The organism is Azospirillum humicireducens, assembly GCF_001639105.2.
Taxonomy (GTDB): Bacteria; Pseudomonadota; Alphaproteobacteria; order Azospirillales; family Azospirillaceae; genus Azospirillum; species Azospirillum humicireducens.
Genome location: NZ_CP028905.1, coordinates 253,166 through 264,846 on the forward strand (window position 1 = coordinate 253,166; position 11,681 = coordinate 264,846).

An 11,681-nucleotide genomic window follows, 5' to 3' on the forward strand; every position below is an offset into this window, starting at 1 on the left:
AAGCGCCGGCCGTCGACTGTCGGTTATCCGAACAAGGGCATGGCCGCCGCCGTCCGGCCGCCATCCGGAGAGAGCCATCCGAAGCTGTTCGAATGAGGCGGACCATCCCGCGAAAAAGCCGGCGTTGCTGCAGGCGCGAACCATTATCTTTGCGGTTTCGTGCCAACTGGATGCAGGCGAGCGGATGATGACCGGAGAGAAGAGCGACAGCGCCACCGTGCTGGTGACCGGCGGCGCCGGCTATATCGGCTCCCATGCGGTGCTGGCGCTGCGCGACCGGGGCCGGGCCGTGGTGGTGCTGGACGATCTGTCCACCGGCCGGCGCTCCGCGGTCCCCGATGGCGTGCCGCTGGTCGAGGGCGATGTCGGCGACAAGGCGCTGCTGGCCGACCTCTTCGCCCGCCATGGCATCGGCACCGTGATGCATTTTGCCGGCAGCATCGTGGTGCCGGAGTCGGTGGAGCGGCCGCTCGCCTACTACCGCAACAACACGGTCAAGAGCCACGCCCTGATCGAGGCCTGCGTGGAGGCCGGGATCGGCCGCTTCATCTTCTCCTCCACCGCCGCCGTCTACGGCATGCCGGAGCGGCTGCCGATCGACGAGCGGACGCCGTTGATGCCGATCAACCCCTACGGCGCCTCCAAGCTGATGACGGAGTGGATGCTGCGCGACACCGCGGCGGCGCACGGCCTGCGCCCCGCTGCGTTCCGCTATGTGGCGCTCCGCTATTTCAACGTCGCCGGGGCCGACCCCCAGGGCCGCTCCGGCCAGGTGTCGCGTGTCGCCACCCACCTGATCAAGATCGCCGCCCAGACCGTCACCGGCCAGCGGGCGGAGCTGCAGATCCATGGCGACGATTACGACACGCCGGACGGCACCTGCGTGCGCGACTACATCCATGTCAGCGACCTCGCCGACGCCCATGTCGCGGCATTGCGCCATCTGGAGGCGGGCGGTGCCTCGGAGGTGCTGAACTGCGGCTATGGCCGCGGCTATTCGGTGCGCGAGGTGCTGGCGATGGTGGAGCGGGTGACCGGCCGGCCGCTGCCGATGCGCATCGGCCCGCGCCGCGCCGGCGATCCTCCGGCTCTGGTCGCTGGTGTGGAGCGGATCGGCGTGACGCTGGACTGGACCCCGCGTCACGCCGATCTGGAAACCATCGTGGCCTCGGCGCTCGCCTGGGAGGAGCGGCTGCTGAAGGACCACTCGGTCCTTCAGCCGAGCAACCCCAGCAGGTAACGCCCGTAATCATTCTTCTTCAGCGGCTCGGCCAGACGGCTCACCTGCTCGGCGTCGATCCAGCCGGAGGTGTAGGCGATCTCCTCCGGGCAGGCGATCTGCAATCCCTGGCGGTGCTGGATGGTGCGGACGAACTCCGCCGCCTCCAGCAGGCTGTCGTGGGTGCCGGTGTCGAACCAGCCATAGCCACGGCCCATCTGCTCGACCGACAGCTTGCCCATGTCGAGATAGGCGGCGTTGACCGAGGTGATCTCCAGCTCGCCCCTGGCCGACGGCTTCACCGCCGCGGCGATGTCCAGCACGTCGTTGTCGTAGAAATAGAGCCCCGTCACCGCCCATTTGGAACGCGGCTTGACCGGTTTCTCCTCGATGCTCAGCGCCCGGCCCTGACCGTCGAACTCCACCACGCCGTAGCGTTCAGGGTCGCGCACGGCGTAGGCGAAGACGCTGGCGCCCTCGGCCTTCTCGCCAGCGGCGCGCAGGATGTTGGTCAGGCCGTGGCCGTAGAAGATGTTGTCGCCGAGAACCAGCGCGCAAGGATCGTTGCCGACGAACTCGCGGCCGATGATGAAGGCCTGGGCCAGCCCGTCGGGCGAGGGCTGGATGGCGTAGGTCAGGTTCAGGCCCCACTGCGACCCGTCTCCCAGCACCGTCTGGAACAGCGGCTGGTCGTGCGGCGTGGTGATGACCAGGATGTCGCGGATGCCCGCCAGCATCAGGGTGCTGAGCGGGAAATAGATCATCGGCTTGTCGTAGATCGGCAGCAGCTGCTTGCTGATCGCCCGCGTCACCGGGTAGAGCCGGGTGCCGGACCCGCCGGCCAGGATGATGCCCTTCATGGTCCTCGTCCTCACGCCTGCGGCGGGTTGGTGAACAGCTCGTCGATCACGCGGTCCAGGCTGTCCTGCCATGGCGGGCAGGAGACGCCGAGACGCTCCCTGGCACGGCTGCAGTCCAGCCGCGAATTGGCCGGGCGGCGCGCCGGGGTCGGGTAGTCGGCCGTGCCGATGGCGGTCAGGCGCGGCCGCTTGCCGGTGCGCTCTTCCAGCCGCTGGAAGATCCGCTCGGCGAAATCGTGCCAGGTGGTATAGCCGCTGCCGGTCAGGTGGTAGGTGCCCCAGGCGGCGCTGCCCGTCTTCTCGATGGTCTGGGCGATCTGCACGATGGCGGCGGCGAGGTCGGCGGCGGCGGTGGGGGAGCCGTGCTGGTCGGCGACCACCCGCATCTCCTCGCGCTCCTTGCCGAAGCGCAGCATCGTCTTGACGAAGTTGTTGCCGTAGGCGCTGTAGACCCAGGAGGTGCGCAGGATGACGTGGTTCGGCGTCGCCGCCCGCACCGCCTGCTCGCCCGCCGCCTTGCTGGCGCCATAGACGCCCAGCGGGTTGATCGGGTCGTCCTCGGTGTAGATGCCGTCCTTCGTCCCGTCGAACACATAGTCGGTCGAGACATGGATGAAGGGGATGCCGCGTGCGGCACAGGCCGCCGCCATGGCGCCCGGCCCGTCGCGGTTGATGGCGAAGGACAGGTCGACCTCGCTCTCGGCCTTGTCGACGGCGGTGTGGGCGGTGGCGTTGACCAGCAGGTCCGGCGCGTGGGCGGCGACCGCCTTGTCCACGTCGCCCGGCCGGGTCACGTCGAACTCGGGATAGGGCAGGCCGACCACATCGGTGCCCGGCGCCCAGTTGGCGCGCATCAGCTCGAAGCCGAGCTGGCCGTTGCTGCCGAGGACGAGGACCTTCACGACGCCGCTCCTTCTTCCTTCAGGCCGAGCCGCTCGCCCTGGTAGGAGCCGTTCAGGATGGCCTGCCACCAGTCGCGGTTCTCCAGATACCAGGCGACCGTCTTGCGCAGGCCGCTCTCGAAGGTCTCCTGCGGGGTCCAGCCCAGCTCGCGCTCGATCTTGCCGGCGTCGATGGCATAGCGCTTGTCATGGCCGGGGCGGTCGGTGACGAAGCTGATCAGGCGGTCGTGCGGGGCGCCGGCCGGGTCCATCTCGTCCAGATGCGCGCAGATGGCGCGGACGACCTCCAGGTTGGTGCGCTCGTTGTGGCCGCCGATGTTGTAGCTCTCGCCGACCCGGCCCTTCTCCAGCACCAGCCGCAGGGCGCGGGCATGGTCCTCGACATAGAGCCAGTCGCGGATGTTGTCGCCCTTGCCGTAGACCGGCAGCTTCTCGCCCGCCAGACCCTTCAGGATCATCAGCGGGATCAGCTTCTCCGGGAAATGGTAGGGGCCGTAATTGTTGGAGCAGTTGGTCAGCACCACCGGCAGCCCGTAGGTCTCGTGCCAGGCGCGGACCAGATGGTCGCTCGACGCCTTGCTGGCCGAATAGGGCGAGTTGGGGCTGTAGGCGGTCGTCTCGGTGAAGAAGCCGTCGTCGCCCAGCGTGCCGAACACCTCGTCGGTCGAGATGTGGTGGAAGCGGAAGCGCTCCTTGCGCTCCGCCGGCAGGGCCGACCAGTAGCCGCGCGCCGCTTCCAGCAGGCGGAAGGTGCCGACCACGTTGGTCTGGATGAACTCGCCCGGCCCGTCGATGGAGCGGTCGACATGGGATTCGGCGGCGAGATGCATCACCGCGTCGGGCTGGTGGGTGTCGAAGACACGGCGCAGCTCGGCGGCGTCGCAGATGTCGACCTTCTCGAAGGCGTAGCGCGGATTGCCCTCGGCCCCCGGCAGCGAGGACAGGTTGGCCGCGTAGGTCAGCTTGTCGACATTGACGACGAAGGCGTCGGTTTCGGCGAGAAGCTGGCGGACCACCGCCGAGCCGATGAAACCGGCGCCGCCGGTGACGAGAATGCGCGTCATCAAACCACCTTACCCGACCATGCCGAAAAATCAAAAGCGGTCCGTCCTGGGTAGCATGAGGGACCGCTTCCACTCCATAGCGCCGTCAGAACAAATCGCCAAGCCGGGCGAGGGGCGGATGCTTGTGGTCCTTGTCCGACAGCCGCGCCTTGTCCGCCGTCACCGGCCAGTCGATGCCCAGCGCCGGATCGTTCCACAGCAGGCCGCGGTCATGCTCGGGCGAATAATAATTGGTCACCTTGTAGATGACCTCGGTGTCCGGCTCCAGCGTGCAGAAGCCGTGGGCGAAGCCGACCGGCACCAGGATCTGGTTCCACTCCGCCGCACTGATCACCGCGCTGACATGGCGGCCGAAGCTGGGCGAGCCTTTGCGGATGTCGACCGCCACGTCCAGGATGGCGCCGCGCACCACCCGCACCAGCTTGTCCTGGGCGAAGGGAGGCAGCTGGAAATGCAGGCCGCGCACCGTGCCGACCTCGGCCGACAGCGAGTGGTTGTCCTGCACGAAGTCATGGTGCAGGCCGGCCGCCTCGAAGGTCTTCTTCGTGTAGGTTTCCGAGAAGAAGCCGCGATGGTCGCCGAACTTCTTAGGACGGATGATCTTCACGTCGGGAATGTCGAGGGAAAGCACGTCCATGTCTCATCTCCGGCTGGCGGCCGGGCGGTTCCGCCGCCGACGGCACGTTGTCCAAACATCGATCCGCAGGGATCGGGGTGCCCGCGCTCTCAGCGCAGGCTCGTCAGTTCGCCCAGCTTCTGCTTGAGCCGGCCGCTGGTCTGGAGCTGCCGGTGGACCTCCAGGATCGACCGGCCGGCCTGTGGATGCGCCAGCCCGAGCCGTGCCTGGATCGGCACCGACACCGGGGTCATCGCCTTGCGCTCGCGGATGCGGCGCTGCACTGTCTCGTAGAGCGCCAGCTTCTCGCCGCTGAGCCCGCCGGCCTGGCCTACGGTGTTGCTGCCGTCGGTCTTGTAGATGTAGTAGCCGATCTCGGTGCCGATCAGCGAGAAATCGGCGGGATACTGGGCGCAGATCCGCAGCAGCAGATCGTAATCCTCCTCGATCGTCAGCGTCGGATCGAAGCGCAGGAGATCGGCGGGGAGCTTCGAGCGGTCGAGCAGGTAGCTGTGGATCGGGCAGAAATTATGGTCGAGCAGGTCGCCCAGATCCCGGCCCCGGTATGTGGGGGTCTGCGGACCGATGGTGCGGAAGAAGCGGTCGCGCACCTCGACCTGCATCACCTGGACCGAGGCGAAGGCGATCGCCGCCTCCTGGTCGCGCAGCTTCGCCACCAGCAGCTCATAAGCCTCGGGAAACAGCAGGTCGTCATAGTCGAGGAAGGCGAGATAGCGGCCCTGGGCGGCCTCCACCCCGCAATTCAGCAGATGGGTGCGGGCGTCGGCGACCGTCTCCCCGTTCCAGTTCCGCACCGTCAGGGAGGGGGCGCCGGGCAGGCTCAGCACGGGGGCGAGCGCCGCCTCGGTCGCCGCCACCTCGGCCGGCGTGAAGCGCTGGAGCACCAGGACGATGTTCAGTGGCCGATAGCGCTGACCGATCAGGGAGAAGACGCAACGTTCCAGCTCCGCCAGACGGCGGGGGTCGTGGAAGCGGACGATGCAGTCCAGCAGGTGGGTGTCGTCTTGCATGGCGTGCATGGGGCTTACCAGCGGGCCTTCGCGAAGCTGAAGTGATGCGAGAAATCGGCACAGCGCCGCCAGTCGGCGGGCACCGGTTCGGGCTGCGTCTCCGGCGGCGGATGGCCGAGCCCGCGCAGCTCGCCGGCGACCCAGCTCTGGAAGGCCGGCGGCGCTCCCCATTTGCGGGCCAGCAGCATGCCGGACTCATGGATCATGCGCAGGACGGCCGGATTGCGCGGCCGGTTGGTCACCTCGTGCAGGAAGATCGCCGTCGGGCAGCTGCACAGGACGAAGCCGCTGGCTCGCGCCCGCCAGGACAGATCCACGTCCTCGCAATACATGAAGAAGGTTTCGTCGAAGCCGCCCAGCTCCTCGAAGGCCCGGCGCGGGATCATCAGGCAGGCGCCCGACAGCCAGGGGGTTTCGAAGGTGAAGGGATCGTAGGGCTTGGGATGCTCGACCGGGAACTGCAGGGCCTCGACGAGCGCCCGGTCCTGCTGGGCCTGCATCATGCGCAGCAGCGCCAGGACCGCCTGCGGATGGAAGGCGCCGTCGGGATTGGCGGCGATGTAATGGTCGGCCCCCGCGGCGAAGGCGGCGGCCATCAGGCGGTTGTGGCCGGCGCCGAAGCCGATGTTGCCGGCGCTGTCCAGGCGATGGATGGCGGGATCGCCGGCCGTCGTCGCCGCGCTCGACTCCCCGTTGTCGATGACCAGGATGCGGCCGTCGGTCGGGCAGCCGGCCTCGGCCAGGGCAAGGCGGGTGCTTTCGACGATGCGGCGGACGGCGGCCTCGTCGTTGTTGTAGGTGACGATGCCGACGGCGACCGTCGCCGGTGCGACCGCGCGGTCTAGGCCGAGGGCCTTGGCGCTGCGCCGGTCGATCAGTGCCGGATCGGGTTGGGCGATCGGCGTCGGGTGGACGCTGCGCGGCGCCGGCAGGTCGCTGCCGGTGAGCTTGAGGCCATGCTCGACGATGAAGCGGTCGAGGTCGGCCGGGCTGTCGATCGGCGCGATCGCCGGCGTGTCGGGGAACAGGGCGGGGTCGGCGACCTTGATCCAGCCGAAGCCGGCGGCTTCGCAGACATGGAAATAGGTGCGCTCGATGGCATGGGCGAGCGTGCCGTCGATCTGGCCGCGCTCCTCGGCGAAGTCCTCATAGGACAGGCCGAGGTCGAGCAGCGGCTTCAGCGCCGCCGAGCGCGCCCAGAACATCGAGCCCGAGGGGAAGTCCAGCACCCGGGTTTCGCTCAGCGTCAGCCCGAGCCGGGCCATCAGCCTGTCGGCATAGGGGAAGTTGTTGCCCCAGTTGATCCAGTGGCGCACCGGCTCGAAATGCTGCGAGCCGACCATGCCGAGGTCGGGGCGCTGGACGAAGGCGCCGACGATGCTCTCGACGGTTTCCGGCGAGCCCAGCAGGGTTTCCAGCAGCTGGCCGCGCCAGTTGGCCAGAACCGAGGCATGGTCGGACTGCTTGGAATGCAGGTGCAGGACCAGATCGTAGCGGTCGTAGACGTCGCGGAACCCGAGGAGCTTGGGCGCGATGTCCCGCCCGCGGTTCGGGGTGACGCGGACATCGACCGTGCCGCGGTCCCAGCCGGAGAAGGCCTTCTCGATCACCGACTTCTTGAAGGGGTCGGAGGTCGAGATGAACAGGTCGGCCGGGACGGGGATGTTCAGGAAATAGCGGCGGAACTCCACCGCGAGGTTCTCGTGGAACAGGTGGCAGACGACGGCGATCGTCGGAGGGGTGCCGTCGGGGCCGGTGGCGAGTGCCGGGCGATGGCCGAAGGGCACGGCCACGCTGTGGTCGATCTCGATCGGGCGGGCGACCTCCGGGAAGGAGGGGGCGTCCAGCGCCGCCGGGGCGGCGCACGGCGTCCGCCCGCCCTGGACCTGCTGGATGATCCGGCGCCATGCCGGGCGCAGGCCGTCGCGGCGCAGGGACTCCAGGGTCTGGTGCCGGCTCTCCGGCTGGCAGAGCAGCATCGGCAGGGCGCGCCGGGAGATGCCGACGATGAAGCGCGCCTTGACGATTGCGGTGCGCGAGCGTGCGCTTGCCCAGCGCAGGCCGGCGGTGGCCCGCCAGGAGGTAGAGCCTTCCATCGCCTCCAGCCGGTGGGTCTGGCGTGCCAGCTCGTCCTGGAGGGCGCGGGCATGGGCCGCCTGGCGCCGGGCCTCGGCGGTCTGGCGCTCCGCCTCGGCCATGGCCTCGGCGAGCTGGGCTTCGCGTTCGCCCAGCCGGTCCATCAGCAGATGGAGCTGCCGGTCGGTCTCGACGGCAAGGGCATGCAACTGCCGGTCGGTTTCGGCGGCATGGGCCTGCAGCGCGCCGATGTCGGCATCGCGGTCAGCGACCCAGCCGGTCAGCCGCTCGACCGTCGCCTCGCGGTCGGCGACCTGTGCGGACAGAGCGTCGGCGTGCCGGGTGTAGTCGCCGATCTGCTTCAGCCGGTGCTGCGCCCAGAAGCGGTCGACCAGCCCCTGCCCCAGCCGGTCGAAATGGCGGCGGACCAGTGCGTTGCGGTCGCGCTCGCCGGCAGCCTCGAACAACCAGGCAAGCGCAGGGGGCATCGCCTCGGGCTTGCCGACATAGGCCACGCCCAGGCCGTTGGAGTGCAGGAAGGAGAAGGAGGGATAGGCGGCGCTCACCTCCTCCCACACCTGCCAGACGCCGAAGCCGCGCTCGCGGACATTGATGTCGTGGAACAGCACCAGCCCGCGCCCGCTCATCTTCGGCAGCCAGCTGCGGAAGTCCTGGCCGACCGCCTCGTAGGTGTGCAGGCCGTCGATGTGCAGCAGGTCGATGCTGGCGTCGGGGAAATACTCCAGCGCCTGGTCGAAGGTCATCCGCAGCAGGCGCGAGAAGCCGGCATAGGCGGCGTCGTGGTGCGCGCGCAGATCCTCGTAGACCTCGTCGCCGTAGAGCCCGGCATGGGGGTCGCCCTCCCAGGTGTCGACCGCATAGCAGGAGGTCGACAGGCCGCAGGCGGCGATCGCCTGCAGGAAGGCGCAGTAGGAGTTGCCGCTGTGGGTTCCCAGCTCCACCAGGGACGCGGGCCGCAGCGCGTCGATGATCCAGAAGGCGAAGGGGATGTGGCCGATCCAGGGCGGCGGGAAGACGAGCCGGTTCGGTTCGCTCAGCACGATGGGCGTGTAGAGGGCCTGCAGATCCAGCGGCCGCGTTCCGGGGCGGTCCCCGGCATGGTTGGCGGGGTGGGGGCTGAGGGTGGAATCGGGCATCTGATGCGGCATATCCGGCTGGTCTTCGGGGCTGCTGTGCACAGTGGGGGGCATCGCGGCGGGGGGAGCCCCAGGCGCGCCGGCGCCGTCCCGGAATGCCGCATCGGCGGCAGGGGAAAGGGTGCTGCCGGTCATGGTTGGCTGGGGATCAGGCTGGCTGCTGCGCCGGGAAGCCGACAGGCGGGGCGGCTTTGTGTTGCGTGGCGCCATGGCGTCTTGAAGGCCTGTCCAATCCCGATGGGGTTCTCACGCATTCGACCGGCCGGCACGATGGCCGGCAGCGACGGCAAGAAACCACAAGATGCTGTGGCTTATCGCCAAACCCCAGCCCTGTCAACCTGGACCCCCGCCCGCCCGCGGGCGGGCGGGCAAGATGCGCGGAACCTTGCGTCATTGCTGCATCAGGCCAAGCGGCATCAGGCCGTCCCGGGCGGCGTGCCGCCGGTCAGCGTGTCGATGGAGATGCTCAGCATCGGGATGCCGACCAGACCCTGCACCACATGGCTGGAATGGACCTTGAAGAACAGGGCGTCCTCGATCCAGTGATGCTGGACATGGTCGTTCTGCGTGCCTTCGGCGATCGCGACCGTGATGGAGAAGTCGCCGCTCGGCAGGTAGGGCAGCTGGAAGCGGAAGCGGGCGGCGAAATCCTGTCCCGCCGGCACGCGGATGGGGTCGAGCTGGTAGGTGAGATGGGTGTTGTCGCCGAACAGGTTCTGCCCCAGCCGGTCGCGGATGTAGAACCCGACGATGGGTTGGAACAGATCCTTCTCCGCGTGGCAGGCCACCTGCAGGACGATCTCCTCGCCGCCCTCCACCGTGCTCAGCGGCATGCCGCCGCTGTCGAGGAGCCGGACGTCGGTGATGCTGGCCCCGCGCTCGCCGAACCAGGGCGAATTGGGATCGAAATCGAAGATTTCGATGGCGTTGCGATGCTGCGAGGCTTTCAGCAGCTCGGCGCGGGCGTCCTCCACCGGCTCCTCGCGCTTGGCCTGGGGAAGCGCCTGCCGCGCCCCGCCGATGCGGAAGCCGCGCGAGGTGTCCTGGTCGCTGTAGAGTGCGGCCAGATAGTCGTGGCAGACCTCCTTGGCCGGGCCGACCGCCCGCACCGACCCGTTGTCCAGCCACACCACCCGGTCGCAGAGGTTCACCACCTGCCCGGTGTCGTGCGATACGAAGAACAGGGTGCCGCGCTCCTTGAAGCGGTGGATGAAGCGCATGCATTTCTGGGTGAAGGATGCATCGCCGACCGCCAGGATCTCGTCGACGATCATGATGTCGGCATCGACATGCGCCGCCACCGCGAAGGCGAGGCGGGCGTACATGCCGCTGGAATAGAGCTTCACCGGCTGTTCGATGAAGTCGCCGATGCCGGCGAACTCGGCGATGGACTCATAGCGCTCGGCAATCTGCTCGTTCGACAGGCCCAGCACCGAGGCGGCGAGATAGACGTTCTCGCGCCCGGTGAATTCGGGGTTGAAGCCGGCGCCCAGCTCCAGCAGCGCCGCGATGCGCCCATCCACCGCGATGCGGCCGGAGGTCGGCGTCAGCGTGCCGCAGAGAAGCTGCAGGAAGGTCGACTTGCCCGAGCCGTTGCGGCCGATCAGCCCGACCGTCTCGCCGCGGCGGACCTCCAGATCGACGCCGCGCAGCGCCCAATATTCGTCATAGTACTTGCGCCGGCCGCGCACCAGCATCTGCTTCAGCCGGTCCTGCGGGCGCTTGAAGATGGCGTAGGCCTTGCCCAGCCCCTCGGCACGGATGACGACAGGAGTATCAGACGACATCGGCGAACCCCCGGCGGGTCTTCATGAACCAGAGATAGCCGAGCCACGCCACCACCCAGGCGCCCAGCGTCGCCAGACCCCACTCGACCGGCGACGGGATGCGGCCCCAGAACAGCAGGTCCTTCGACTGTTCCAGGATCGCGGTCATCGGGTTCAGGTGCAGGATGGCGCGGAAACGCTCGGGAATCGCGGTCATCGGGTAGAAGATCGGGCTCAGGAACATCAGCACGGTGACACCCACCCCCACCACCTGCCGGATGTCGCGCAGGAACACCCCGGCCGCGGCGAAGAACCAGCTCAAGCCCAGCGTGGTCAGGCACAAGGGCACAAGCACCAGCGGCAGCAGCAGCGCTGTCGGCGGCGGCAACCCGGCGACCGCCAGGTGGAAGACCACCAGGATGACGAAGCCGATGCCGGCGTTGAACAGCGCGACCGCCAGCGACACCAGCGGCAGGATTTCCAGCGGGAAGACCACCTTCTTGATGTAGCTGACATTCTCCAGCAAGAGGCCGGGCGCCCGGTTCAGGCATTCGCCCAGCACGTTGAACAGGATCAGGCCGGAGAACAGCAGCAGGGCGAATTCGGTGTTGCTCTCCCCCGTCACGCCCCAGCGCGCCTGGAACACCACCGAGAAGACGAAGGTGTAGACCGCCAGCATCAGGATCGGGTTCAGCACCGCCCAGACGATGCCCAGCATCGACCCGCGGTAGCGGGCGTCGATCTCGCGCCGGGCCAGCCGCAGGATCAGCGACCTGTGGTGCCAGGCGGTCTGGAAAAGGGCAAAGGGACCGGCGCCGAAACCCGCCACTGTGGGGTTTCCTGACTGAGAGTTAAACAATTTAGAGTATTCCCCGTCTGCGGCGGGCCGACCATAACCCCCGCTCCGGCGGCGTTCAAGCGAAAGCATCCCGGCCAAGCGGCAGGGTGCCCGCCCGACCATCCTCACGGAAAAAGAACGGGCGGGGGCAC

Annotated in this window: 9 protein-coding genes; 1 reads left to right on the plus strand and 8 read right to left on the minus strand. The window is 68.3% G+C overall.

Translation table 11 applies throughout. The features are described from left to right. The first annotated feature begins 187 nt into the window (after positions 1 to 187). On the plus strand, positions 188 to 1,240 hold the full coding sequence (galE, locus tag A6A40_RS24075) for a UDP-glucose 4-epimerase GalE (RefSeq protein ID WP_108548492.1): 1,053 nt from the start codon (positions 188 to 190) through the stop codon (positions 1,238 to 1,240). On the opposite strand, the gene rfbA is transcribed toward galE, so the two are convergent. The 8 genes from rfbA to A6A40_RS24115 form a co-directional block, all read right to left on the minus strand. Then, a complete protein-coding gene (gene rfbA / locus A6A40_RS24080; protein ID WP_108548407.1) occupies positions 1,216 to 2,079 on the minus strand; it encodes a glucose-1-phosphate thymidylyltransferase RfbA in 864 nt (287 codons plus the stop codon). The genes galE and rfbA overlap by 25 nt on opposite strands. 11 nt (positions 2,080 to 2,090) lie before the next feature. Further along, positions 2,091 to 2,981: a dTDP-4-dehydrorhamnose reductase gene (gene rfbD, locus A6A40_RS24085; RefSeq protein WP_108548408.1), complete on the minus strand. Its 891-nt coding sequence runs from the start codon at positions 2,979 to 2,981 to the stop codon at positions 2,091 to 2,093. Continuing rightward, positions 2,978 to 4,045 carry a dTDP-glucose 4,6-dehydratase gene (gene rfbB / locus A6A40_RS24090; RefSeq protein WP_108548409.1) on the minus strand — a complete coding sequence of 356 codons (1,068 nt, stop codon included), beginning with the start codon at positions 4,043 to 4,045 and terminating at the stop codon, positions 2,978 to 2,980. Before rfbB ends, rfbD begins: the two co-directional genes overlap by 4 nt. An 85-nt stretch (positions 4,046 to 4,130) precedes the next feature. Continuing rightward, positions 4,131 to 4,682, minus strand: a complete 552-nt coding sequence (rfbC, locus tag A6A40_RS24095) for a dTDP-4-dehydrorhamnose 3,5-epimerase (protein WP_108548410.1) — start codon at positions 4,680 to 4,682, stop codon at positions 4,131 to 4,133. A gap of 89 nt (positions 4,683 to 4,771) precedes the next feature. Next, positions 4,772 to 5,701 (minus strand): glycosyltransferase, encoded by a 930-nt coding sequence (locus A6A40_RS24100; protein ID WP_158279366.1) that lies wholly within the window; start codon positions 5,699 to 5,701, stop codon positions 4,772 to 4,774. A gap of 5 nt (positions 5,702 to 5,706) precedes the next feature. Next, positions 5,707 to 8,925, minus strand: coding sequence for a rhamnan synthesis F family protein (locus A6A40_RS24105; RefSeq protein WP_146191639.1), 3,219 nt, complete (start codon positions 8,923 to 8,925; stop codon positions 5,707 to 5,709). A 416-nt stretch (positions 8,926 to 9,341) separates the two neighbouring features. Further along, positions 9,342 to 10,712 carry an ABC transporter ATP-binding protein gene (locus A6A40_RS24110; RefSeq protein WP_108548413.1) on the minus strand — a complete coding sequence of 457 codons (1,371 nt, stop codon included), beginning with the start codon at positions 10,710 to 10,712 and terminating at the stop codon, positions 9,342 to 9,344. Beyond that, positions 10,702 to 11,520, minus strand: a complete 819-nt coding sequence (locus tag A6A40_RS24115; protein ID WP_108548414.1) for an ABC transporter permease — start codon at positions 11,518 to 11,520, stop codon at positions 10,702 to 10,704. The genes A6A40_RS24110 and A6A40_RS24115 overlap by 11 nt, the downstream gene beginning before the upstream one ends. Positions 11,521 to 11,681: the final 161 nt, after the last annotated feature.